The following is a 26,068-nucleotide window of genomic DNA, read 5'->3' on the forward strand; positions in this document are numbered from 1 at the left end:
CGGCTGCTGTTTTTCCATCGAGCTATTAGTGTGGCTAACAGTTTCAATGCTTGCCGATTACCTGTACTTGCGCCATTGGGTTCTTGCCAATGGAAAAGCGTTCAGGGTTATACATATCCTCCACAAAGGGAGGTGGTACCTGGTAGTGACCGGGAGTTACTGCTCGGGCGATATAAAAGAGGTTGGTGGGTTTCCACTCAGATTGATCCAAGGCTGCCACAAATCGATCATCGCGGAATTCCATGTGTTGTATATTGTCCTGGTCGTCCTGCCATTGGGCGATACTCTTACCGTCGAATTCAAGCTCATCCACTTTGACACTATCGGCGAGGTTCTGGTTTTCCAGCTCAAACCCTGCGGGCAGCAGGTCTACTGCGAGAAGATCGGGCAGGCGTCGGTCCGCGTCGATTTGCAGGCGCACCAGATAGAGTTCACCTTCCCGCACCTGAGTTGGTACTACACTTGAACCATCCAGATTATGGTAGCTGCGCGTGATTTTAACGCCTTTATCCATCACCTCTGTAGGTACCTGTTTGCTGTAGCCATTAATGGTAATAGCAGCGAAGAGTTTTTCTATTTGGCTGGTTACCTCAAATACCTCTGCAGCTTCACGACCACGGAAAAGAGTATTGTGCGGATTATCATCATTCACTTCCCGTAAACCATCAATGGTTTTTAATAAAGCAGACCAATTTTCACCGCCATTAAGCTGTAACTGAACGCCGGCCATAAATATACTGCCTCGTTCCTGCGTGCTTAGGTACTCCCGTTCACGGAGCAGATTCACCATTTCAAACAGCATCTCTTCGGCTTTGTCGGTAGCCAAATTATGCTCCAGCAATAGGGAGATCATCTGCGCAGTATCGCGCAGGTTAGAGCCATAATCGCCGTAGTAACTAAGGCGCTTGCGCTCAATGGAAAGGGCTTTTTGTAAGGCCTCTTGAGACAGGGTGTTATCGCCCATGGCCTGGAGAGCAATTGCCATATGTAACTGTGGTAGAGGGGATCGGGTTAAGTCAGCACCGCTTTCGTAAAGGCTGCGCAATTGGCCGAGCGAGATTTTTTGCACACGGGATAGCACATAGGCGGCATAGGAGCGGGCAGCATAAGCGTAAAAGTCAGGGTCACTACTATAGCGCTGTTGATAAAAACTCCCGCGCTCGCGGGCATATTCCTGCAGACGCTTGAGGGTGGACTCCAGGCGTGTGTTATCGAACACAATACCTTGATCACGAGCGCGCAGAAGTAAGTCGGCCACATAAGCGGTGAGCCATTGGTTCTCTGCTGATTCCGCACTCCACAGGCCAAAACCGCCGTTGCTTTTTTGCATACTGAAGATACGTTCGATACCTGCATCAATACGTCTCGCACGCTCGATTTCGTCCAGGGGTTCGATGCCCAATTTTTGTTGCTGTAGCGGCGTTGCCATCACCAGTGGATAAACACGGCTGGAAGTTTGCTCCAAGCAGCCATAGGGATAGCGAAGCAAATTTGCTAGGTGGTCCTGAAGTTGCAATTGCGGGCGGCTATCCAGGGATACTAATGTTTGTACCGTGTCCGGCATCAGAGAATCCAGGAAAGCCTTATCCGGGCTGAAACTCTCATCCTGCTCTAGAAGACGGCGCTGGGTGTGCGTGGTGGCGGGCCAGGCTGGGCGAACACCCAGGCGCCACTGGCGTTCGATGGTGATATTCTGGCCATCTTCATCTATTGCACCATTTACTATCAGTTGGAATTCCGCTTCACCAGTGGCGTTTTTGGCAGTAATTGGGAAGCGCAAAGTCTTGCGTTCGCCATCGGCCAGTTCTAACAAACGCTCCCTCATTTTCATGTCTACTGCACCGACAGATTGCATTTCCACCGTTAGTTTTTGCCTACGGCCACTCAGATTATTGAGGTCCAGCGCCAGCGTGCTGCTATCCCCGGGAGCCATAAAGCGGGGTAGGGCAGCTTGGGTCACCAATGGAGAGGCTACTGTTAGTTCTCCTTCAGTGCTGCCGAACCCCTCATTACTAAATGTCACCGCCATTAGGCGCAGGCTGCCATTGAATTCTGGCAGTTGAAGGGAAACTTTCGCTTTGCCTTGCTGATCGAATTTCACTGGCCCGGAAAATAGCGAAACGATCTGCACATCGGAATTGGGCTCTTCTCCACCACGCGCCAGTTCAGCATCTCCACCGAAACGTTGCTCCAACAGCTTGCCATTACCAGACTCAATAATTCGGTGATAGATATCGCGGACATCAACACTGTAGCGGCGCTGGCCGAAAAAGGCTTCAAAGGGATCTGGTGTTTCAAAGCGGGTGATATTGAGCACGCCCACATCTACCGCTGCCAAGGTGGTCCAGGCTGCGCCGCCATTTTTGCCGATGGAGTCCAGGTCCGTGATTACGGTGACTTCTATCTCTGAGCCGGGCAGGGCGCGTGCCGGGGCTTCCAGGCGCACAGGCAAGCGTCGAGCTTCCCGGTCCAGTGGCAAATGAGCCAGTCCGAAAGCGCGATTAGGGGCGATACGCTCATTCTTATCGGCCGGGCGTAGTGCAGTTACGGAAATATAGGTATCGTGACTGTCCCAGTCTGCTGAAATGGGAATTTCAACTTTGGTGCCCGATTTCTCTACCGATACACGCTCGGACCACAGCAATCGATCGCTCTCTACCAACACCAGCGCTTCACCGTCTGCCGGTGGCACTATAGTGAGCTGTGCTAAATCTCCAGGTGCGTATTTGGGTTTATCTAAAGATAAAGCCACGGTATCCGGGCGGGCTGCCTGGCCTTTCGCTACTTGGTCCTTACGCCACCAGTAATACCAGTCGCGCCCAGCATGGAAGCGCAGGCTGCTGGTGGCTCCGCTATTAGTATCGGTAATTTCCAGACGGTAGTGGCCATATTCGACTGGTACCGTGAGCTTTAGGGGAGTCTCTTCATTAAAATGCAGTTGGCGGCTGAAAGATTCGAACTCGGCAGTGGAGTATTCATAGTGCCAACCCTGGTTAGCGGAGTACTCCCAAAAATATTGACGATCCTCTGAGATTAATACCGCATTGAGGTTGCGACCTATGACGGGTTCACCCAGTGCATCGGCTACAACAATTTCGAATTCCGGTCGGCTATTGGCCGAGGGGTTCTCCTTGCCAAAGTTAGGGCGAATGCCGACTACTGGATGCTCGGGCCAAACCAGAACGGGATGTTGCCGAGTTACGGGGCGGCCGCCGGACTCGAACAGGCTTGAAACCAGATTAATTTTCAGGGGGCTCTTCGCGTGATTCCAACGGGATCGCAGCGGTAATTTGCCAAGCCCTTCAGCATCCAGCTCAATGGTGGATGCATTAAACTGGCGCGCGGGCAATCGCTCAGTGGCGTCCCCAAACAAAAACCCTTTCCATTGAGGGAAGGGTTCCCGGTAGTGGCTGACTTGTACTAGAGTTTCCAAGCGGTTGTTGGCGGCCGGAGCACCGTACAGATAGCTACCTTCAACTTCCAGTTCCAAGGCTTTATCGTGCCCCTGAACCAGGCTGCGCTCTTCACCATCCTGTAATACCAGCTTCATACGTTCCGGTAGAAACTCCTCCACCTTGAATGGGTAGCGCACTTTGCGTCCATCGGTCAATTCGACATCCAGGCGCCAGTCACCCGTCGGAGCATTTTGAGGTAGGGGAAGCAGCTTCTCGTAGTATCCCGGCGCGCTGGCGTGCCAAGTGAAAGTACGGGCACTGGTGTTATCGGGTTTAATCAAGTCCGCCTTGATCGGCAGGTCTTTTAAATAGCGCCCGTCGTAATTGCGTAGCAGGCCGCTAACTTGTATGGATTCTGTGGGACGGTACAAATCCCGGGGACCATAGATAAAGAACTCCATCGGCCTGGAAGGGCGTTGGCCCAGCTTGAAGTCCGACAGGTCCAGCGCCGGTTCGCGCAAGTCTAACAGAGAGAAATGGCCTGTATCTGGGTCTCGCGCAACAAAGAAGCGCTGGGAGTCCTCCTGCTCCTGGCTGAGCAGAAAACGAACATGCCCTTCTTTGGAGGTCGTCTGCTGCTTGATCAGTCCTCCTTTGTTATCCAGTAGCTCCACCTGGATGCCTTTCAATGCTTGACCCTCATCCAGAGAGGAAACATAGAGGTCAACGCTTTCCGGGTAGTAACGGGCATGTAAACCCAAGTTGGAAATAGAAAAGTGGGTGACATCGAAAAGGTTGGTGTTGTACACACCGGCCGGTTGCATGACTGCAACATAAATGCCTGGCTGCTTTAGAGGCTCAATATGGCCGATGGAGAGATCGAAATCCCGTTGAACATATTTTTCCTGGGTAAGATCAAAATGTGCACTGTAGATTAATTCGGCAACATTGTTCAGTGCTCTTAGCTGGTAGTAGTACCTCAGGGACTGATTGTTGACCAGGCTAAGGAAGGCGGAATAGTGTTCAGGCTTCACTCTGTGAAAATGGATTTGCACTGCTTCAATGCTGACGGCAGTCACTGGCAAGCCAGGTGTTACCGTAACTGGAAATATACTGCCGTTACTGGAGAAGCTGATACTGGGTTCGATACGCCGAGTGTGAACAGTTTCCTTCTTTAACTTTCGTAACTCGAATCCATCCTTACTGGGCAGGCCGGGGTGTATCGCTACACTGTAGCGTGTATTTGGTTCGATGTTGGTGAAGTAAAGGATCTTTTGGTTGTCAGATAAAACCCAGCCCCCATCGACATCTTCACCATTTTCCTGGGTGAGGGTTAGGTAGGAACCAAAATGGGCATTCCCCAGCAGTGGCTCAGAAAAGATCACCGCAATAGCTCGCGCATCTTTGTAGACCCGCTCACCTATATGGAGCACCGTAAGAGCACTTTCCGTTGAATCCGCAACCAGCGGCATCGTGTCGTTGTTGGAAGTAGCAGCCTGCGAAGGAGCTTCTTCACTGAACTTGCTTAGGGGTTTGGTATCGGAAGTTGTTGATCCAGTCTCACTACTAGCCTCTTTAACACTAGCCTTTGGGGCAGAGACTAATGGGGGTGTTTCTTCCTTTGAATTTTCATCACCGCTTTTGAGTGCCCCATGGGTAGATGCCTTTTTAGTAGAGGGCTCGCTCAGCTTTTCTGGCTTCTCAGGCGTGCAGGCTATAGCAACAAGACAGAGAAGAATGACCGCAATCCAACGCGGTAAGCGGTGAGGGAACATGGATATTTCCTAGTTGGTAAAGAAAGTGGCGGACAATTTAGTTGGTCTTGAACGTTGTCTCAAGCTTTCGTATTGCTCAATGTGAGTTAGTAAGGGTATTGAGCTTGGAAATGAGTATTAGCGAAGGTTGGATAAGGAGCCAAGGAGATATCGGCAATAGGAGAATATGGTTCGTTATTGCTAAAAGAAGTCGCGCAAGTAGGGTCGCTTAGGCTCGACTAAACTGCCAACACGTCTTTGCCTAGGTAGAAATAACAAGATACTAATTATTAGACTGACTTTCTCTTGCGTTTGAACAGTTTTACCCAAAAGATCCCCTCAAAAACAACACCCAAAGCGAGAAAAAAGGCCCCGCCAACAGGCACACCAAATACATAGCAGGCAATGGCTGCTAGTAAGAATAGTAGGGCGACGGTGATCCTCTTCAATTTGGTGCTCCTTTTTGTTTTGTGTGTGGGCACAGGCTCAAGCTTGGCACACTTCAAAGACTATACTGAATGCCAGACCGAAACCCAACATAAATAATGCTTAGGCAGAGAACTGCAGAGCAGAATGCTAAAGGTAGATAGAGTTTGTGGGAACCATGTTTGATTCTATTAACTGTGACCAATACGAATGAGCCTAAGGCCAGGAGAGTCGATAGACACAGCGCCATGAAGATGACTCGAACTTCTGTAATACCGCCATTGCCAGCAACTAAAGTCGGTTCTGGATAAATTAGGTCTGTCTGCCCGACAGATACCATAGCTGAAACACTTCTGGCTAGAAACAACTCGTTACCATCTAGGCCTAGCCAGTATTCCATAGTGGCAATAAGAATTGATATTGAGCTTGCTATAAGGCAAAGACAGATTTTTGAAACAGTCATCATTTTTTATGGTATTCGCTGCAATTTTTTCTAGCACTTAGCCTGTTAAACTTATGGGGATATTTTTTATAAATAAGAACTTCTTAAGAAGTAGTATCTATTTGTGTGGGAAGCCCACAGGGTATTTTTAATGTCTAGTTCATTTTTTGTTAAAATGTCTTTTCGTATCATGGTACTGCCAGAGAACGTTAATAATCTTCCAGTCATTTTTTTCATTCTTATATAAGTGCATATAATCAATCCAATCATCGACTGTAAGCTTTACCGAGGCTACCCGGTTATCAATATCAAGTATGTTGATGTCAACCCTGGGGGACTCTGTAAATTTATCGCCTTCCTTATTGTAGTTTTCGGCCAACCAAACCATGGTTTCATAGTCTGTCTCCATGATGAATTCTGAGCCGTCTTTGGATTTCCAGTAGGTTCGCTTGGCTAGTTTCGTATCTAAACCTCTTTCCATTAGGCTTGGTTCAACTTTTTGTTGTGATTCAATGTAATCGAGTACGGCTCTGCGTATTTTGGTGTTGTCCTCAGCGGAATTGGCATATACATATGAATTTAAAAAAGTTAACAGGATTAAAGGTATTAATTTGTACATCATATTTCCTTGGATAACTCTTGTTGTGGGGTTTGTAGAATAACGGTTTATTGGTTAGTTGATGAGCTATCAGATTCTGCTTTGACAGATTGCTGAGTAGATGAATCATTAGAAATCATTGCGTCAATCCAGCTTGCATAATGACTTAAGCGAATGGAATAGGAAGTCTGGCCATAGGTGCCAGGGCGGAAGGTTCGTATATCAACGTTTTCCGCGTGCTTCCAGGATGTGAGTCCTGCGAGTAACCACTGGCCATCAATTTCAATTAGTACTGGGCCGCCACTATCGCCATTTGTAGACATACCTTCAAGTGGCAACGCATTTGGGGCCTGATCAAAGTCATAGCCAAGCCAACGATTTTGAGTTGATGAGATAATGTTAAATGCTCTGCGGAGTTCTGTTCGATTGGGGCCTTTGGGGTCATGGCCGAGGTCAGCTGTACCCGTTGCTCCTTTTCCGATCAGCTTTACTATTTTTCCTTGCTCATCACTTTCACGGTAAATTCCTACCGGATTAACACCAATGATAGGCTGAGAGAGTTTAATTAAGGCAATATCATCGGATGTGGCCAATAATGCTTCAATTTCACTGGCATCTCCCGTTTCTAGTGCCTCATCAATCATTCTTTGAGGTATTTTCTTGTAGCCGGGGTGTATCACCAGCTTATCGATCCTTCTGGAAGTGCCTTTAATGGTGACCTCTTCAATACAGTGTTGCCAAGTAACGGCATGCGCAGCTGTAGCAATCCACTCTGGGGAGATAAGTACACCGTGTCCTTCTCCCGGTAAATCTACAAGTGCGGGGAGTTCAGAGGCATCTATACGGTATCTTGAGTCACTCACATCATCGCGAATGGTTATTGCTATTACCACAGGTGTTAATACTAATTGGAAGGAAAGAAAAAGATATTGAATTGTGCGTATCATGAGCGATCTTTCTGTAAGTTATTGGTTATATAGATCATTGATGTCTGAAAAATTAGATCTGACGTAGAGGCCTTGGCCTAGTTGCCACTAGTGAATCCTATCGCCAGATATTGTGCTGTAAATTAGAGGCTCCATTGAATTTAATTTCGGAACCTCGTATCCCTGAATTGAAGCTAACTAGCAGTAAAAGCTATATTTTACGGAATCTTTCAAAATAGGCACTAATTGTTGGTTAGGGGATATCACTTCCTTAGTTTGACGGCAGTCCCAAAGACCATCATTTCACAAGACCCTTCCATAATGGCACTTGTTGAAAATCGGATACCTACTACGGCATCGGCTCCTTTCTGCTGGGCACTATCAATCAACCGTTGAAGGGCCTTATTTCTGGCTTCGGATAGCATTTCTGTATAGCCTCTTATCTCACCGCCAACGATACTCTTTAAGCCCGCCATAACATCACGACCAATATGCTTGGATTGAACAACGTTACCGGTAACCACTCCGAGTATCTCTTTAATTTCATATCCTGGTACGGTTTCAGTGGTTGAGTAGATCATGATACATTTCTTAATGTTGCTTGGTATGGTTCTTACTATGATTGCATGGGACATGCCTTGAAAAGAAGAAAGTATTACATTTTGATGAAACTAAAAATACGCCTTATTATTGGTGATGCTTGGAATTAGACTGGGATTTTGACACCCAGCTTCTTGCCATCATGATCGCAATAGAGAACTATCTAAGATATTCAAGAAAGCATTAAATGCTCTTTTTTCTCCGCCTCTACGAAATTTAAGTACGCACTTACCACATGATCAGGCGCCTCCCAATGCGGATAGTGCCCAATCTTTCCCAGCTCAATAATGTCTGCTGCCCGATCTATCAATTGACGAAATCGATCCACCATATGCTTCCCTGAAACTGGATCCAATGAGCCATTGATTAGCAGTAGGGGGCCAGGGTATAGGTTTAGCGCGTCGATCCAACGCTGACGATGTTTGCGCCTGTCGTACATGTAGGTGATCAGTTTATAGAGGAGCCGGTTGCCATTCTTATATTGGAGAATTTGCCACAAGTCTCGCAATTCTCTGTCGGAGGGTTTTGTCTCTGGTCCGAAAATGGCACTGAAGCTGCGGCAAAACTGCTGGTAGCGTATTAGTTTATTGATTAGAGAGCCAATAGGAGAAAGCAGGAGTTTCTGCACGAGGCGAGCTTGATGAGTTTCTGGGAATAGACCGCCATTCAGCAGGCATACCGAGATATACCCTGTAGTGCCGCCGTTGTTGGCTCTGGCGAGTAACTCCTGTGCTACGGAATCCCCATAGTCATGCGCCAACAGGTGGACCTTGTTGATGTTTAAATGTTGCAGAAGAGCTTCATGTAAATCAGCTTGCTGGTGGATACTGTAGTTATGTTGTTTGGGTTTGTCTGAATAGCCAAAGCCCAGCATATCCATAGCAATACAGCGATAGTGCTCTGTCAGTTGGGTCCATACCTTTTGCCAGTCATAACTACTGGTTGGAAAACCGTGAATCAAAAGCAGTACTGGTTTATGTCGACAGCTTGGGTTGCTATCGACATAGAAGAGTTGGTGGTTTTGATAATCAAATATCTTTCCATTTGATAACCATTGCTGAGGTTGCATTGGCTGCTCCATTTCTTATTGTTGTACTTGCTGTAAAGATTGCACGATGAGCGCGCAACCTCAAGCAGCGGCTATCAGATGGAAAGTATTTATCTTGTTCCTTGCAATGCGTAAATCGCGGGCTTGTTGATTATTTTCCATACAGAAAGCAGGGTAACCGAGGCGGTCAGGCCGATAATAAGCAGTGGTGGCAGCAGCCAGCCCCAGAGGCTGGTTTCAATGCTGAACTCGCTTTGCTCAAGCCAAAGTGCCAGTGGGACCACTACCAAAGTCGTTACAGCGATACCGATAACTACGGGAATCAGGCTATCGATCAGGGTGTGATAGAAAATCGTCGCTGGGCGGGCGCCGATTGCCATGCGCACGCCAAGCTCAGTGCGCCGCAGTTGTACACTGTAACTGAGCACTCCAAAGATACCGATGGCAGCGAGGCTGAGTGCCAGTAATGTTAGGGCGGTGGTTACCCAAACTGAGACTCGGTCATTGCTTAGGAGTAGGTCTCGCGCCTGCTCCAGGGAGAATAGCTCGGAAACTTTGTACTGCCTGTTTACGTGGGCAAATTCCCGATTTATTTCTGTGGTGCTGAGCGGTTGGTGAGGCTTATGTCTGAGTACGAGTAGGGGATAGCTCACGTTGATACCGCGCACAAATAAGCGGGCGGGTTCCTTTTTGCCTGGCAGGCTTGCATTACGCACTACACCGACTACTTGATGGGGCAAATCACCTCGCCAGTAGTAGCGCTTGCCTAATACTTCTCCATCGGGTTCCAGCTGCTGGGCCAGGGTTTCGTTAACGAGCATCATGCGATTGTTATCGGAAAACTCAGCCGCATTGATATGGCGGCCAGCTACCAGTGGCATACGCAAAATGGAAAGGTAGTTTTCGTCGACTACTGTGGTCTTGGCCATCACCGGGTTTTGTCGGCTGGCATCATGACTCAGGGAGGTGGTCCAGAGTGGCCGGCTGATAGAGATAGGAGTGTTTAAGCTCAGGCTGGCATTTTGTACTTTAGGGTGCTCCAGCAACCTCTGCCTGATGGCCTTTAGGTAACTCTCCCGTTCGGTAGTGGGGGCGCTCCTAAGATTGCCGATATTCAGAGTCATCACTTGAACGTTGTCCAAGGGGAAGCCAAAGGGCTGGTTAATCAGTCGGTTAGCTTGCAGGAAAATCTGTAAGCTGGCGATGATAAGCAAACTGGTCATTGCCACTTGGCTGCTGATGAGGACTTTGCGGATCAGTGGTGAAATTTGTACACCGGAGCCTTTGCCGCTGCTCTGCAGCATTTGATTCAGTGCGCGGTAATTAACCTGTCGACTGACTATGGCGGAGAAGAACAGGGCGAGAAGTAAGGCGCACAACAGTGCGAAAACCAATGTCTGCCAGTTTAAGGTGAGCTCTTGAATGCGAGGAATTTGTTCCGCAGCCATCACCTTTAGTACTTCTGTCGATCCCAGGGCTAAAAGTAGAGAAAGTAATGCAGCCCCTAACATTAGTAGGCCGATTTCACATAGCAGGGCCAAAAAGATATGTTTTTTGTGTGCGCCCAACGCGACCTGTATCGCCATATTGCGTTGTTGTTTGGCTGCGCGAGAAAGAATCAGGTTGGTAACATTGGCGCAGGCAATTAACAGAAGCACCAGTGTTCCGCCCATTACCATTAGAGTTCGCGTGGCGCTGTCGCCAAGGATTTTATTGGCGAAGGGGGTGAGTCGGTATTCAACGGACCTCTCTACCGAAGAGGATCTTCCCGCTAGGGCCGCTTGATACTGGGCATCCATTAATGTGCTCAATTCATGCCCTGCGCTGGTGGGGTCAATGCCCGGCTTCAACTTCCCTGTGAGCATGCGAAAAGGTAGGAAGCCTCTCCAATTATTTCTGCGCTCTACTTGTGTATCGTTAAAGTCCCAGGGCAGCCAGACCGCCGTTTGCCGGCCCTGTTTATAGATCTGGGGTTCAATGAAGTCTTTGGCAGTGACGCCGACAATACGAAAGTCCACCTCCCCAAATTGCAGGCTTTGCTCCAAGACATTTGGGTTGCGCCGGAACATCTGCTCCCAGGTTTGATAGCTGATAACCACCACGGGAACCCGGCTGTCGAGCCCTTCATCGGTATTGAATTGTCTGCCCAGGGCCAAGGGTGCTCCAGCCAGCTGGAGATATTCTGGAGAGACATAGGAAACGTTAACCCGTGGTGATCCGGATAAATTGCGAACCACATCTTCCCAGAAGTACACCAGGGCGCTGGACTCGAAGAAACTATCGTTCTTATAGATTTCAACCAGGGCGGGGTATTGGCTGTTGTTTTCCAGCCGCAGCTGCTTGTTCTGGTAGAGATTACCATTCACGACATACAGCCGATCTTCGTCAGGGTAGGGTAGGGGTGCGGCTAACAGTTGGTAGTTGAGATTAAATAGTGTTACCAGGGCGCCGAGAGTGATACTCAGGGTCAGAATAATAGTGGTGGCGTAGCTCCGCGCCCGGTTGAGGGACTGGAGGGCAATGGACAGGTCCCTTGTCGTGATCATAGGGCCATCTCATGGGGCGCTAGTATGGGCTGCGGCGTTGAGATTTTTCCATCCAGCAGATGCAATTGACGGCTGGCCATGTCAGCGTAACGAGGATCATGGGTCACCATGCACAGGGTGGTCCCTTCATTGTTGAGCTGCCGCAGCATTTCCATTACCGCATCGCCATTGTGGGAATCCAGATTGCCGGTGGGCTCGTCCACCAGTAGCAGGGATGGATTGCCAACTAGCGCCCGGGCTATGGCGATTCGCTGCTGTTGGCCACCGGACAACTGGTTAGGTTTGTGAGAGGCCCTGTGACCCATCCCTACCTTCTCCAGGCAATGTTTCACTTTTTTGTCGGCTTCAGACTTGGGAATGGGATTGCGGCGGTATCGCAGGGGCAGGGCGATATTGTCGTAGACAGAGAGTTCGTCAATCAGGTTAAAGGACTGGAAGATAAAGCCTACTTTCTCGTTGCGAATAGTCGCCGCCTCACTCAGCGACAATTGAGCGACTTCAAAGCCTTCAATCTGATAGCTGCCACTGGTGGGGAGGTCCAGCAGGCCGAGAATCGAGAGAAGTGTGGATTTACCGCAACCCGAGGGGCCGCAGATAGAAACAAATTCCCCCGAGTAAATACTCAGGTCAACGCCCCGCAGGGCGTGAGTTTCCATTTCTTCGGTGCTGAACACCTTAGTGATCCCGGCCATATGAAGGATTGGCTTGGACATAGCGAACTCCCTGTTCTTGCTTTGGGGAGGCTCTGAATAACTCCGTGATGCCTCTGGCTTGCAGAGCGGTTCACAATCAAGGCGCGGCTTCGCAGGAATGTCTGGACCTTTCAAGAAGTCGCAACGCGGAGTGTGAATCGCTCTGCAAGCCCCGAAGGGCGGGTCTTGAAGGCCGCATCTGCTGCGTTGCAGCTCTTGCAAAGGGCTACGGCCATTCGCGGCGAGCTGCGCCTAACATCTACAGTCTTCAAGACCCGCAGAGGTATTACGGAGTTATTCAGAGGCTCCCTAGTTTCAGGCTTTAGTCAACAATCTGGATATGCTCAGCTTCATTAAAATTGGCTATATCCGAGAGGATGATGCGGTCCGCTTCATTGAGGCCTTGGGTGATCTGGATATATCGACCTGACTCCTCGCCGAAGCTGATGGGTTGGAGTGCCGCTTCCTCCCCGTTTTCGTTAATCAGGAAGAGATTGGCCTCACTGTGCCTCTGCACATTGATAGGTCTCTCGACGAACAGTGTATCTTCCATAGTGGCGGTGAAGATCCGGGCATCGACGTTGAGTTGTGGCCTGGCAGACTCTGGGGCGCCTGCGCTAAAAGCAATTTCCACTTCAATATTGCCGTCCCGAACCTCAGGAGTAATACGGGTAACCACACCTTCGACTTTTTCCCTGCGGGTATCAATTTCAGCGGGCTGGCCAACCTCCAGTTGCTCTGCTTTGGATTGTGGGACTTGAACCAAGGCGAGTAGATCTGTCTCGCTGCCGATCAGCGCCAGCTCCTGGCCGGGATCGACACCTTGCCCCAGCTCTACCGGTAGTCGTTGCAGTATGCCGTCCAGGCCGGCGCGTACGGTCAGTCGGTCTGCACGTTGCTGGATACTCTGCAGTTGGGTCTGGGCTTGGTTGATTTGCTCGCGCTGGATTAACTCTGATTCGACGGCGACTTTGCGCAGGTGGTTGATACGCTGTTTTTGCAGGTCCACACGTTTTTTCATCTGTTCCTGGCGTAAGACGGTGGTTTGATAGGTGAGCTGGGAAACCACTCCACTTTTTACCAGCTCGTCCTCAGCTTCGCGACGCAACTTGATCACTTGGTAATTGGAGTTCAGTTCCGCGAGTATGGCTTCCTCCGCGAGAACATCGCGCTGGTTGTTCAGAACAAGCCGGCGCAGATTAGCTTCCTCTTGCTCCAGGGAGGTTTCGGCTGCATCCAGGTCGCGCATTAACTCTGGATTACTCAGCTGCATAATGATGCTATCACTTTGTACTTCTGCACCGGGACGCAACATGATTTTTTCAACATTCGCTGCGGTTAGTGCGGTAATTAAAGTCTGCTTGTCTGAACGCAGCCTACCGTAGCCATCTACCACAACCTGCAGGTCTCCCCGTTGGACGGTACCTAGCATTAGCTGTTTCCGCTCAACCTTATAGGCGCTGTCAGGAAGTAACAGGAGGGTGCTGGTAAATGCCACAAAAGCAAGAGCAGCACTACCTAGCATTAAAGGGTGCTTAATCAGGGGGCGTTTCTTAGGTTTAATAATATCCATATTGCGGCATTTCCTTGGTTAAGCAATCGTTGCACGCTTTTCTACTGTGAAACCTTGATGCGGGGGCGAGTTAGAGGTGGAAAATCATAACTATTTAAAACGAGTGTATTCCTGTTGGAACTCCGAGGGAGGGCGGGTTTTTATCTTGTAATTAGTACTGTCGAGCATATTTTTGTGATCAAAACTCAGGGCTTTAAAAGGGTTGTAGGTGAGGCTGAAAATGCAGGAAAATTGGCACAAGAACCAGTTGCTTGCGGTGAATGGTGGGGAAATACAGGACGGTTTGAATATTATGAGGTGGGCAGTCACTTGAGAGGTTTAACGATTACCCAATGCATTTTGAGGATAGGTTCACAAGTAAAATTGTGGATATGTAGTGGGAATAAAGGTGTCGTGGCTTAGTGAATCCGGTAGATTGTCTTAACCACTACACCTTTAACAAAATATATTTGCAAAACGGGAGGCTTGATAAGCCTTAGTGCAAATTACAAACCCAGGGTTATCCCAGAGCTTTGACCAATAGCGCCTGTTGAAGCTGATCGTCATCGACTCCTTCTGGTCGAGGTATCTGCACGATATGCCCGGATCCTGGAGCTACATCGATCGCTTTGCCTTCCGTATTCTCCATTTGCTCCAAGGGGAAGAACAAGCTACCGCTGGGAGTCATTAACTCCAATTGATCACCGCGTTCAAAGCGATTTTTAACATCAATCGTCAAATACTCAGGACTGCCGTCAATAAGCTCGCCTACGAACTGTTGGCCCGGAGTTGATATCAACCCCTTTTCATATTGCTGGTATTCTGCTGGTGGATGGCGACGGTAGAAACCTTCCGTGTAGCCTCTGTTCGAGAGGGTTTCCAATTCGTCCATCATCTTCATGTCGAAGTCTTTTCCTGCTGCAGCGTCGTCTATGGCGCGACGATAAATCTGAGCAGTACGAGCCACATAATAGTGGGACTTGGTGCGACCTTCGATTTTTAAAGAGTGGACCCCCATTTCCGTGAGGCGCTTGACGTGCTGTACGGCCCGCAGATCTTTGGAGTTCATGATGTAGGTACCGTGCTCATCTTCGTAAGCCGGCATATATTCTCCAGGGCGACCTTCTTCCTGTAGTAAAAAGGCTTGGGAAGTACTGTCACTGGCGGAGGTGGGTTGCTGGATGGGTTTTTGGATAGATTCCTGATTTTGCACATGAATCAATTCGCCAACTTCATTCTCTTTGGCTTCATGGGCTTGGTATTGCCAGCGGCAGGAGTTGGTGCAGGCGCCCTGGTTGGCATCTCTATGGGTCATATAACCGGATAGCAAGCAGCGCCCGGAATAGGCGATACAGAGTGCACCGTGGACAAAGACTTCCAGCTCCATCTCAGGCACTTTCTGGCGAATTTCCTCAATCTCATCCAGGGACAGTTCTCGAGAAAGTATCACCCGAGATAACCCCTGGCGATGCCAGAACTTTACGGTCGCGTAGTTTACCGCATTGGCCTGTACGGATAGGTGGACTGGCAGATCAGGCCAACGCTCCCTTACCATCATTATCAGGCCTGGGTCGGACATAATCAGGGCGTCAGGTCCCATTTCAACAATTTCTTCCAGGTCCCGCAGGTAACTGCGAACTTTATCGTTGTGAGCGGCGATATTGGAAGCGATATAGAACTGTTTTCCTTGCTGGTGTGCTTCTTCTATACCCAGGCGCAGGGTTTCAATATTTTTAAATTCATTATTGCGCACACGCAAGCTGTAGCGGGGCTGGCCTGCATAAACGGCATCGGCACCATAGGCAAACGCATATCGCATATTTTTTAAAGTCCCTGCGGGGGACAGTAACTCAGGTTTAAACACGGAAAAACTCATAGTGGAATAGTCGGACGCGGCCGCATGTTAACGGTATTCAAGATCGCGCTAATTGATATAAATCAATTAGCGCTGGGGTGGGGGTGATAAGCTGATCTGGAGGGAATCTATGCCTGTTACTCTAGCCGAATAAAAGACCTCTAACCTCTAATTTTTGCTGCTTACTTTTTAGTTCTGTAGGACCTGTTGATAGCCTTGTGTATAGACCCAGTCATTATTCTTGGCTGGTAAGTGGCATCCAAAACAGTTGTTAAGCCCGCTGCCCTTCCAGGTTTTGGTTTCACTTTTTGCTACCCCTGGCTTGAATAAAGCCCATCCCCAACCTTCTGCCCAGGCCTCATTCTTGGGAAATCTCCCTTCTGTGTCCTTTACCATCATAAAGGTGAACTCGAGATCAGTAGAGTAGTAAGCCAAGCCTGTGGTTAATGGTTCTGATTTGGTGCTGTTGACATCTTTTACCAGGACTGCGCCATCCGGGAATTTTCCATTTTTGCGAAAGGCTTTAACTGCTTCAGGTTGAGTGTAAACAATGTGAGTATCCCAGCCCTTGCCACTGGATGACTTTACTTGGTAAGAGCCGAGAAATGTCCATTCTTGGCGGTAATCCTTGGGTAATGTGATGTTTCCCTGTGCGTCAACGAAATGACTGAAAGTGGACTTTAGATTCTCTTGGGCTATGGCCTGTAGGCTAAACAGTATTCCCAGTGTTACTAAGCAGATTGTGCGCATAATGCCTCTTCCTATGTTGATTCCATGGAGGTGGGGACTAGGTCTAGCCCTCATTTTTTGGAAGTATAGGGAGGAGAGGGACGATCAACTGTCAGCTAGCTGACACTAAAGCCAAAATTAGCCTTGCGCTAAGCCTTCGAGGGCGCCTTTGTTTAGTAGGCAAATATGTTGGCGTGTGTAATCAATAATGCCTTTGTGTTTCCAGGTGCTAAGTAGTTGGCTAACGGTTTGTCTACTGCCGCCGGCCATAGCCGCTAGCTCAGATTGGGAAAGCTTTACATCTAATTCATGCCCGTGAGCGCAAGGTTGCCCCCGAAAATGAAAGAGTTGGGATAATAAACTTGCCAATCTGACAGCTAGGGGCGCGGTTATATGCTGAAATATACGCTGTTGTAATAAAGACTCTCTGTTGGCTAGATGCTCTATAAGGTCTTGCTGGGTTTGTGACAGTGAATGTAACAGGTTATTGAGATTTTCTGGAAAAGCGACTTCTAGCTCACAACCTATTTTGGCAATTGCTTCTATTTCTTGTGAATTTCCGCCAAGACCTGGGCCAAACCAGGAGCCTGGCCCATACAGGTCTACAAGTCCCCGGTTGCCATTAAAGTCCACTTTATGGATAAGAACATAACCGGCATGTATAAAATAAATATTTCGGGAGGTCACTCCCTGACGAAATAACACTGTGTCTGTGGTACAGCATACTCTTTTTATTTTAGTCGCTATCGTTTGCAATTTAGTGTTTTCTTATTGGAGGTTGGAGTGTATAGACTAATCACAAACCCACTTACCTTTTCAATCTTGGTCGAATATTAGTGAAATTCACAGGATGACAATATACACAAAAAAGCAAGCCATCAATGTCGTAGCGCTCAAATCTTGTTATCCATTTACAAAGTGAAAGATACAGCTAAAAAATTACTAGGCTTATTTAATTTCTTCACAGTACCATCAGGCCTTCTGCTATGCGCACCGACTCAGACCAAACTGGCCATCTAATTTATGATCAGGTAATCCAGGATATTGCCGATTACGTTCTCAATTTTGAAGTTTATTCCAATGAGGCCTGGCAAACAGCGCGCTACTGCCTGATGGATTCCTTGGGCTGTGCTTTTCTTTCACTGCGTTTTCCCGAGTGTACGAAACTATTAGGCCCTCTAGTTGAGGGGACGGTGGTGCCCAATGGGGCTCGTGTGCCGGGTACCCAATTTTGCATGGATCCGGTTAAAGCTGCCTGGGATATAGGCTGTACTATCCGCTGGCTGGATTTCAATGATACTTGGCTGGCAGAAGAGTGGGGGCATCCATCTGACAATCTGGGCGCTATCTTGGCGGTGTGCGATTTCCTTTCTCAGAAGCGGCTGAGTGCAGGGGAAGAGCCCCTGACAATGGGAAAGGTGATGGAGGCGATGATCAAGGCTTATGAGATCCAAGGTGTACTGGCATTACAAAACAGCTTTAACCGCGTCGGCTTGGACCATGTATTGTTGGTTCGCGTGGCTTCTACAGCGATTGCTACTTGGTTGATGGGGGGGGGAAGGGAAGAATTACTGGCGGCGATTTCCCAGGCCTGGGTAGATGGTAGCGCCCTGCGTACCTACAGGCACTTCCCCAATACGGGTTCGCGTAAATCTTGGGCGGCAGGAGATGCCACGGCAAGGGGAGTTCGCTTGGCGGATATGGCCATGCGTGGTGAGATGGGTATACCAACCGTACTTACGGCGAAGCAGTGGGGCTTTTATGACGTGGCTTTCAGTAAAACCAATGCTGATCAGGTAATAAAACCGTTGGAGGAGCGGCAGTTCCGTTTTCCGCGTCGATTCGGCTCCTATGTAATGGAGAATATCCTTTTCAAGATTTCCTTCCCTGCAGAATTCCATGGTCAGACGGCCTGTGAAGCCGCGATAGTTTTACATCCATTGGTAAGGGGCAGGGTGCAAGACATAGAGAGAATTGTCGTGACTACTCACGAATCCGCAATACGAATTATTAGTAAAACCGGCCCCCTCTCCAATCCGGCGGACCGCGATCACTGCCTGCAATATATCGTGGCTGTGGCTCTTTTATTTGGGGATTTGCAGGCTAGTTTTTATGAGGATGAATTCCATCAGTCCCATCCGGAAATTGATGAGCTGCGCGGGAAAATTACCGTTGTTGAGGATGGCTGCTATTCGAAGGATTACCTTGATCCGGATAAGCGTTCAATTGCGAATGGTGTGCAGGTATTTTTTAAGGGGGGCAAGGCAACAGAGAATGTAGTGGTGGAATACCCCCTTGGTCATCGTCGCCGTCGTAAAGAGGGGATACCGCTTTTGTTGAAGAAATTCCATTCCAATCTGGCTGCACGTTTCCCTTCAGGCCAAGCAGAGAAAATATTAGCTTTATTTGCTGATCAACAACAGTTACAGGCAATGCCAGTTCATCTTTTTATGGATAAGTTGGTTATTTAATAAGCTGCCGCATTGCGGCTTTGGAACTTCCAATAAAAAAGGCGACCATAGGCCGCCTAATTCAAGCTCTTAAATCATACGACGGTCAAACAGCACTTCCCAATTCGGATGATCGTCGTTAAAAGCGCTCTTAGAACTTGTATTCAGCACCGATACCGGCATAGCTGCGGTCGTAATCGCCATCAGCTGTTTCGTCGGTGTAGAAGCCGAATACTTTAGCGGCGCTGTTGAACTTGTAGTCAACACCCAGGCTGTAAGTTTCGCCGTCTTCTTTCTTAATGTCAGACTGACCGTACTGAGCTTTCAGAGTCCACTGCTCGATTTTGTAAGCTACAGAGCTCATCCAGCCGTCAGCGTTTTCACCGTCAGCGTTTTCCTGGTCTTCAAACAGGGCACCAACCTGTACAGGGCCGATGTTGTACTGGGCTACAAAGCGCTGAACGTCAACGTCCTGGCCTTCAACGTCTTGGTCGAAAGCGTAGGCCATGTAAACGCCGTTGTTATCGTAAGCAATAGCAGTGGAGATGCCGTTATTGCGCTTGATTTCTTTGCCTAAGATGTCACTGCCATCATCATTTTGGCCAATGATCTCGTAACCAATTACCTCATCTTTATTGCTGATATAAGCAGCAGAAGCTTTGAAGCCCGCGAAAGACGGGGTAGTGTACTGCAGAGCGTCTTCTTCGCGGTTGTCGCTGCTGGTGATCAGGCTTTTAATATCGCCTTCCAGGTCGTTGAACAGGTCAACTTTCTTCTGGGCAACTTTCAACGGGGTGTCGAACTTACCCGCGATTACCTGACCGAAGCCGCCTTCCAGTCCAGCGTAGATGTTGCGTTGAGAGAAAGTGTCATCAGCGTCGCCGTCCATATCTACTTCGTATTCCATACGGTAGATACCCTTGATGCCGTCGGTCAGGGCGATCTCACCCTTAACGCCCAGGCGGGAAGCGTTGCTTTGAACATCGGTTACAGAGCCGTCACCTTCGTCAGCAGACTGGAAGGTAACATTGGCTTTGCCGTAAAAGTCGAGGACATCGCCTTCTTCTTGGGCGTTGGCCAGAGTCGGGATCATGGCAACAATGGCCAGAGAGAGAGCGGTCTTATTCATAGTCGTCTCGCACAGTTTATGGTTGTGGGTTGAGGGGAAGCCTTCCGTTCAGTCTGTTGGTTGCCCCTCGATTTGGTGCGGATTCTGCGACCTGAATATTACAAACATGTTAAACATGGCATTTTTCTTAAAAAAATATGACCAGCGGGTGCCATGTATAGCAGTTAAGGCAGTCACTATGCGGCATGGCGCGCCGGTTATAGTCATCTTTTGGTTCTATGGTGCCTGTTTTGTGTGCGGTGTCAAATTTTCTGATCTATTGCTATCACGGGGCTTCGGACAAGGATGAGAACCATAAATCCTGTACAAAAAAAGTGCAGGCTGGATGTGGATTGGGACCCTAAGACTACTCTGTGGCTATGGAGCCCTACGCTGGCCCTTTGGGTCTTCTCTCTATCAGTTGCTGCCATTGGTTTGTTGCCGTCTCTACCAGAAATAGGGGGAGTACTGTGGCTATATATTATTGCCTTCCTATTGTTGGTTTCCCTCCCTCAAACACGCGCTCTCTGCCTATTACTTGTCATCTCGTTGCTCGGTGCTCTCTGGGCTTTATCGAGCAATAAAGCCGCGCTTGAGCAGCGTTTATCTGAATCGGCTCATGGCATTGATCAACGCCTAAGGGTTGAGGTTGTATCCCTCCCCGAGGTCAGGAGTAATCCAGCGTTACAGAGGGGTGCTACCCGGGATATACGCTTCCAGGCGAGAATACTGGAGCCGGGGCCGGGGGAAGTTCATTCAGGTAGCCTTCTTTATCTCACCTGGTACCGCGCAGATGTTGAGGTGCAAAGGCTGCTGCGAGGTAATAGCCACTGGGATTTACCGGTGCGGTTAAAGCGTCCACGCGGTAGTGTAAATCCCCATACCTTTGACTATGAGGGCTGGCTCTTACGGCGGGGTGTTTATGCAACGGGGTATGTGCGCCCGCAAAATGGTGACCCACAGTGGTTGAGCCAGGGCATGGGGCTATCCGCCCTGCGAGATGCTTTTAGGCAGAAGCTTCAAAGGCTACCGATAAACCAAAGCGCCCTGGTTACAGCACTGTTACTAGGGGATCGCAGCGGCCTTTCCCGTGCCGACAGTGACCTGTTAAAGCAGACAGGGACGGCACACCTTTTGGCAATATCGGGCCTGCATGTGGGCATGGTGGCTGGGTTTTTACTGCTGTTGGGGCAGGTATTGGCGAGGGCTCTCGGGGTATTGATGGGGACCTGTCCCAGGTGGATTCCGATGTTGTTGGCGCTTATTGGCACTCTAACCTATACCTTGTTGGCTGGCGCTCCTCTCTCCGCCCAAAGGGCCCTGGTGATGACCTGGGTATTGCTGCTGGCTTGGCATTGGCGGCGACGGGTAGGCGCTGGCTTGGCTTTTTCTCTCGCTTTGGCATTAGTGCTAATTATCCAGCCATTGGCTTTCTTCGGAGCCGGGTTTTGGCTGTCATTCGCCGCTGTGGGTGCGCTTCTCTTGGGGTTTTCTGGGCGTAGCTCTGTTAGGCAAGAGAGGACAACGGAGAACGGTGTGGAGGGAAGTGAGGCGAGTGCTCATGTGGGGATGAAAAGGCACGTGGAAGCTTGGTTTTTACGCTGGTTCTCCACCTTTGTACAATTATTGCGCAGCCAATGGCTGGTGGCGCTGGGTTTGATTTTACCCTCGGTAGTGTATTTTTCTGGGTACAGCTCTGGCGGGATGCTGCTGAACCTGATGGCAATTCCCTGGCTTGGTTTGATAATACTGCCGGCCTTGATGCTTGGCACCTTACTGTTAGGGACTGGCCTTGGAATCTGGTGCTTTAAATTTGCCGACTGGCAACTGACTCTTCTCATGGAAATGCTGAAGTATGCCCGGGATTTTGTTCCTACCTGGCAGCCTTTGATAACGCCTCAAAGCACAACCCTGCTTGTCTTATCTGCACTGGGCGCCCTGTTATTAATCTTACCCAGGGGTGTGCCGGGACGATATCTGGGCTGCTTGTTTCTGCTTCCTTTGCTCCAATCTATGCTGCCTGTTTCGACACCAGGTCGTCAGGGGCTTACTTTCACCGCTTTGGATGTTGGCCAGGGTCTGGCTCTCTCGGTCCGCTCCCAAGAAGCGCGCCTTGTCTTTGACACCGGACCTCTCTCGCCATCGGGTTGGAGTGCTGGAGGGGCCATTGTTGCTCCTTATTTGAGTGGAGTCGGGGTGAGAGAACTCGATGTGTTGGTTGTCAGCCATGGTGACAGGGATCATGCGGGTGGGGTGGCGGCGCTATTGCAGTCACTGCCCGTCAATAATTTCTATGCTCCAGGGCAACTGGGAAAAAAACTGGTGGGGGATTTTGATATTCGAGCAGACTCCTGTGTCGCGGGTGAAAGGCTTTATTTCGGTGAGCTCTCTGTACGTTGGTTATGGCCACTGCAAAGAAAAATTGATGGAGAGGAAAATGATCAAAGTTGTGTGGCTCTAATTGAATGGCAACAAGTGCGTATTTTACTTACTGGTGATATTACAAGCTCGGTAGAACGCCGTCTTGTGGAGCTTTATCCAATGGAGAAGCCAGTAGATTTATTGGTGGCGCCTCATCATGGTTCTAAGACTTCTTCATCCCAGACTTTACTGAGCTGGGCAAGGCCTGAGCGAGTGATATTCAGCGCAGGCTATCGTCATCATTTTGGCCATCCCCATGCGAATGTAGTCGCACGTTATCGTGCGATGGATACACAAGCTTTTAATACAGCACAAAGTGGAGCTGTCGAGCTTTCTTGGAAAAGAGGCACCTCGGAGCCTGTGATCAGCTGGGGTCGTTCAGCGCCACGGTTTTGGTATGCGGATCACAATGGCGAGGCTGAGCCGAGTGGAAGACTTAGCCGCCGAGAGCAGCTGTGATAAAGTGCGACTCCTGCGTCTAAGATGCAGAAGAAATTCCTGAAATCCCTCTCGCTGTTTAGGGCCAAGAAAAGTGTTTGAAATAATAAAATCTGGCGGCTGGTTGATGTTGCCGATCCTGTTGTGTTCCGTTGCTGTTATTGCTATCAGCATTGAGCGTTTTTGGACGCTGAATCCCCAGCGTATTGCACCGCGCACTTTACTTGGAGAAGTGTGGGGGTGGCTAAAAAGCAACCAGGTCAATAGTGAGAAACTTAAGGAGCTACGTGATTCCAGCCCACTCGGACGAATTTTTGCCGCAGGACTTTCCAATTCCCGCCACGGCCGTGAAGTAATGAGAGACAGTATTGAGGAAACTGCAAGCCAGGTAGTACACGAGCTGGAGCGTTTCCTCAATGCCCTCGGCACCATCGCCGCGATTGCGCCATTGATCGGTTTGCTTGGGACTGTCATCGGTATGATCCAGGTTTTCACGGCAATTATGCTGGAGGGCACCGGCAATGCGGGTATTTTGGCCGGTGGTATCAGCCAGGCTCTGATTACTACAGCGGCGGGTTTGACTGTGGCGATTCCAGCGCTAATGGCGCACAGATACTTCCAGCGCCGAGTGGATACTATTGTGGTAACCATGGAACAGGAAGCCGTGAAGCTGGTGGATGCCTTACACAGTGACCGCAAAATTGAAAAAGCGGCCTGAGTGAGGTAGCAATAGATGCAATTTCGCCGCCAAACCAAAGAGCAGGATGGGGTAAACCTTACGCCATTAATCGATGTGGTCTTTCTTCTGCTGATTTTCTTTATGGTGTCGACCACATTCACCAAAGAGAGCCATTTGAAGTTAAATTTGCCCGAGGCCGCTGGGCCTCAGGCAGAAGAGCAGCCTCGTTCTGTTGAAATTCTGATCAGTGCCGATGGTTCTTATTCGGTAAATGGCCAGGGGTTGATCAACAAAAAGTTGACCACTTTGAAATCTGCGCTGTCGGAAGTTTCTGCAGGCGAGTACAATCGCCCGCTTGTGATAACCGCCGACGCTACAGCTCACCATCAGGCTGTGGTGCGGGCAATGGATGCCGCTGGACAGCTAGGCTTTGTCAACCTAAGCATTACTACACGGCAACCAGAAGAGAACTAGCGCGCTGGGCTTTGCTTTAATGCCAGGGATGGACGATTAGCCTTGCGAGCGTACTCGCCCCACTGCCTAAGGGGTTGGGGCGAGTCCAGTCATTGGTCTGTATGAAGAAAGTAACCATGCCCCCCCGTAAACCACAGCACGGGGCGCACACCTATCGTCGTTTACTCGCGTACGCTCGGCCGCACCTAGCGATTTTTGCTGTTGCAGTGCTGGGATTTTTCCTGTTTTCCACCATGGGCGTCAGCTTAATTGCCGTTACGGAGCTGCTGTTAGATGCGGTGGGCGCTGGCATCCAAGAAAGCAGAGGTTTTCTCTCGAAATACGTAGCCTCCTATTATCCCGATGGGGTAATGCCACAGGAGACTGCGCGTTGGCTGGTACCTCTGGCCATGCTCATCATTATTCTGCTGCGTGCGATTGGTAACTTTGTTGGCAGTTATGGTCTCGCCTATGTGGGGCGCGCAATTATTCACCAGTTGCGCTCGCAGTTGTTTGAGAAGATTGGCCAGCTGCCTAGTGCCTATTTTGATCGTTACACGGGTGCCTACCTGATTTCCAAAGTCTCATACAATGTTGAGCAGGTTACCAATTCCATTACCAAGGCGGTTAAGGTTTTATTTCGCGAGACTTTTACTACCGTTGCGCTGCTGGCTTACTTGTTGTTGGTGAACTGGAAGCTGACATTGACCTTTTTCCTTTTTGCCCCCTTGATTGCTCTAATCGTGCGTACGGTGGGCAAACGATTCCGTAAACTGAGCCATCGCATCCAAAACTCCATGGGTGATGTCACTCATGTTACCCAGGAGGCGATTAATGGCTATCAAGTAGTACGGATGTATGGTGGCCAAGAATATGAGAATTCACGTTTTGAATCTGCCAGTGACAATAACCGCCGACAATTTATGAAGCTGGTGGTGGCCAACAATGCCAGCGTGTCGGTGATTCAGATTCTGGTTGGCCTATCTACTGCAACTATTGTGTGGTTTGCCCTGGCTCCGGGTATGGTGGAATCCATGACCGCGGGGGTCTTTGCCGCTTATATTGGTGCCGCAGCTTCTCTGGCCAAGCCTGTTCGCAGCCTTTCAGAAGTTTTTGCAGATATTCAGAAGGGAATTGCCGCCGCGGAAAGTATTTTCGAAGTAATGGATACCCCCAGTGAGCCAGAGGGCGGCCGCGAGGTGTTGCCCAAGCCGGTGCGTGGTGCGGTTACCTTTGAGTCTCTCGATTTTAGTTACGATGAGGCCGCTCCCCAGGTGCTGTCGAATATTAGCTTCTCGGTGGAGCCGGGCGAAACAGTTGCGCTGGTAGGGGCGTCGGGTTCTGGTAAAACAACGCTTGCCAGTCTGCTGGCGCGTTTTTACGAGCCTACTGGCGGGCGCATCCTTCTTGATGGAGTCGATATTTCAACGGTTCCCCTACAAGATTTACGCCGACATATCAGCATGGTGTCCCAAAATATCGTCCTATTTAACGACAGCGTCTATCGCAACATCGCCTATGGCGATTTGGAAGGGGCACCGAAAGAGAATGTCTTGCGGGCTATCGAGTTGGCGCATGCGGCTAACTTTATTGAGGAGCTACCTCAAGGTTTGGAAACTGTATTGGGAGACAATGCCCAGATGCTTTCCGGTGGCCAAAGACAGCGATTGTCTATTGCGCGGGCGCTATTAAAAGATGCACCGGTATTGATTCTCGATGAGGCAACTTCAGCACTGGACAATGAATCAGAGCGCCATATCCAGTCGGCTCTGACAGAAGTTATGAAAAATCGCACCACCTTTGTGATAGCCCACCGTCTCAGTACGATTGAAAGTGCCGATCGAATCCTGGTTATGGAGAAAGGGCGTATCGTAGAGAGTGGCAAGCACAGCGAACTGCTCGCCCGCGGTGGGCGATATGCCACATTATTACAACAGCAGACAATGGGTTAGGGCA

19 protein-coding genes are annotated in these 26,068 nt (G+C 49.5%); 6 read left to right on the plus strand and 13 right to left on the minus strand.

The features are described 5' to 3' along the window. Positions 1–43: 43 nt before the first annotated feature. The 9 genes from MJO52_RS09995 to MJO52_RS10035 form a co-directional block, all read right to left on the minus strand. Positions 44–5,170, minus strand: a complete 5,127-nt coding sequence (locus tag MJO52_RS09995; protein ID WP_252085794.1) for an alpha-2-macroglobulin family protein — start codon at positions 5,168–5,170, stop codon at positions 44–46. Between the two features lie 269 nt (positions 5,171–5,439). Beyond that, positions 5,440–5,598 carry a hypothetical protein gene (locus MJO52_RS10000; RefSeq protein ID WP_252085795.1) on the minus strand — a complete coding sequence of 53 codons (159 nt, stop codon included), beginning with the start codon at positions 5,596–5,598 and terminating at the stop codon, positions 5,440–5,442. A gap of 579 nt (positions 5,599–6,177) precedes the next feature. Continuing rightward, entirely contained in the window at positions 6,178–6,636 is a 459-nt protein-coding gene (locus MJO52_RS10005; protein ID WP_252085796.1) for a nuclear transport factor 2 family protein, read from the minus strand. A gap of 47 nt (positions 6,637–6,683) precedes the next feature. Beyond that, positions 6,684–7,562: a S1 family peptidase gene (locus MJO52_RS10010; protein ID WP_252085797.1), complete on the minus strand. Its 879-nt coding sequence runs from the start codon at positions 7,560–7,562 to the stop codon at positions 6,684–6,686. A 242-nt stretch (positions 7,563–7,804) separates the two neighbouring features. Further along, entirely contained in the window at positions 7,805–8,122 is a 318-nt protein-coding gene (locus MJO52_RS10015; protein ID WP_252085798.1) for a heavy metal-binding domain-containing protein, read from the minus strand. Positions 8,123–8,313: 191 nt separating this feature from the next. Further along, positions 8,314–9,210 (minus strand): alpha/beta fold hydrolase, encoded by an 897-nt coding sequence (locus tag MJO52_RS10020; RefSeq protein WP_252085799.1) that lies wholly within the window; start codon positions 9,208–9,210, stop codon positions 8,314–8,316. An 89-nt stretch (positions 9,211–9,299) separates the two neighbouring features. Continuing rightward, positions 9,300–11,735 (minus strand): ABC transporter permease, encoded by a 2,436-nt coding sequence (locus MJO52_RS10025; protein ID WP_252085800.1) that lies wholly within the window; start codon positions 11,733–11,735, stop codon positions 9,300–9,302. Next, on the minus strand, positions 11,732–12,448 hold the full coding sequence (locus tag MJO52_RS10030) for an ABC transporter ATP-binding protein (RefSeq protein WP_252085801.1): 717 nt from the start codon (positions 12,446–12,448) through the stop codon (positions 11,732–11,734). Before MJO52_RS10030 ends, MJO52_RS10025 begins: the two co-directional genes overlap by 4 nt. Positions 12,449–12,749: 301 nt before the next feature. Beyond that, on the minus strand, positions 12,750–14,000 hold the full coding sequence (locus MJO52_RS10035) for an efflux RND transporter periplasmic adaptor subunit (protein ID WP_252085802.1): 1,251 nt from the start codon (positions 13,998–14,000) through the stop codon (positions 12,750–12,752). Between the two features lie 174 nt (positions 14,001–14,174). Here MJO52_RS10035 and MJO52_RS10040 point away from each other — a divergent pair, with 174 nt between their 5' ends. After that, complete coding sequence (locus MJO52_RS10040; RefSeq protein WP_252085803.1) at positions 14,175–14,402, plus strand: hypothetical protein; 228 nt, start codon at positions 14,175–14,177, stop codon at positions 14,400–14,402. A 97-nt stretch (positions 14,403–14,499) separates the two neighbouring features. Here the strand turns inward: MJO52_RS10040 and yegQ are convergent, their stop codons facing one another. From yegQ to MJO52_RS10055, 3 genes are all read right to left on the minus strand, one after another. Further along, a complete protein-coding gene (gene yegQ, locus MJO52_RS10045) occupies positions 14,500–15,798 on the minus strand; it encodes a tRNA 5-hydroxyuridine modification protein YegQ (RefSeq protein WP_435583634.1) in 1,299 nt (432 codons plus the stop codon). Between the two features lie 225 nt (positions 15,799–16,023). Beyond that, positions 16,024–16,584: a cytochrome P460 family protein gene (locus tag MJO52_RS10050; RefSeq protein WP_252085805.1), complete on the minus strand. Its 561-nt coding sequence runs from the start codon at positions 16,582–16,584 to the stop codon at positions 16,024–16,026. A gap of 117 nt (positions 16,585–16,701) precedes the next feature. Further along, positions 16,702–17,268: a Crp/Fnr family transcriptional regulator gene (locus MJO52_RS10055; RefSeq protein WP_252085806.1), complete on the minus strand. Its 567-nt coding sequence runs from the start codon at positions 17,266–17,268 to the stop codon at positions 16,702–16,704. Positions 17,269–17,549: 281 nt separating this feature from the next. On the opposite strand from MJO52_RS10055, the gene MJO52_RS10060 reads away from it, so the two are divergent. Then, positions 17,550–19,034 (plus strand): bifunctional 2-methylcitrate dehydratase/aconitate hydratase, encoded by a 1,485-nt coding sequence (locus MJO52_RS10060; RefSeq protein ID WP_252085807.1) that lies wholly within the window; start codon positions 17,550–17,552, stop codon positions 19,032–19,034. Positions 19,035–19,164: 130 nt separating this feature from the next. Here the strand turns inward: MJO52_RS10060 and MJO52_RS10065 are convergent, their stop codons facing one another. Next, positions 19,165–20,142 (minus strand): porin, encoded by a 978-nt coding sequence (locus MJO52_RS10065; protein ID WP_252085808.1) that lies wholly within the window; start codon positions 20,140–20,142, stop codon positions 19,165–19,167. A gap of 327 nt (positions 20,143–20,469) precedes the next feature. Here MJO52_RS10065 and MJO52_RS10070 point away from each other — a divergent pair, with 327 nt between their 5' ends. From MJO52_RS10070 to msbA, 4 genes are all read left to right on the plus strand, one after another. Continuing rightward, entirely contained in the window at positions 20,470–23,001 is a 2,532-nt protein-coding gene (locus tag MJO52_RS10070) for a DNA internalization-related competence protein ComEC/Rec2 (protein ID WP_252085809.1), read from the plus strand. A 73-nt stretch (positions 23,002–23,074) separates the two neighbouring features. Continuing rightward, complete coding sequence (locus MJO52_RS10075; RefSeq protein WP_252085810.1) at positions 23,075–23,698, plus strand: MotA/TolQ/ExbB proton channel family protein; 624 nt, start codon at positions 23,075–23,077, stop codon at positions 23,696–23,698. A 15-nt stretch (positions 23,699–23,713) separates the two neighbouring features. After that, positions 23,714–24,133 carry an ExbD/TolR family protein gene (locus tag MJO52_RS10080; RefSeq protein WP_252085811.1) on the plus strand — a complete coding sequence of 140 codons (420 nt, stop codon included), beginning with the start codon at positions 23,714–23,716 and terminating at the stop codon, positions 24,131–24,133. 116 nt (positions 24,134–24,249) lie between these two features. Further along, positions 24,250–26,064 carry a lipid A export permease/ATP-binding protein MsbA gene (gene msbA / locus MJO52_RS10085; RefSeq protein ID WP_252085812.1) on the plus strand — a complete coding sequence of 605 codons (1,815 nt, stop codon included), beginning with the start codon at positions 24,250–24,252 and terminating at the stop codon, positions 26,062–26,064. Positions 26,065–26,068: the final 4 nt, after the last annotated feature.

Origin of the sequence: Microbulbifer variabilis (assembly GCF_023716485.1) — a bacterium.
Lineage (GTDB): Bacteria > Pseudomonadota > Gammaproteobacteria > Pseudomonadales > Cellvibrionaceae > Microbulbifer > Microbulbifer variabilis_B.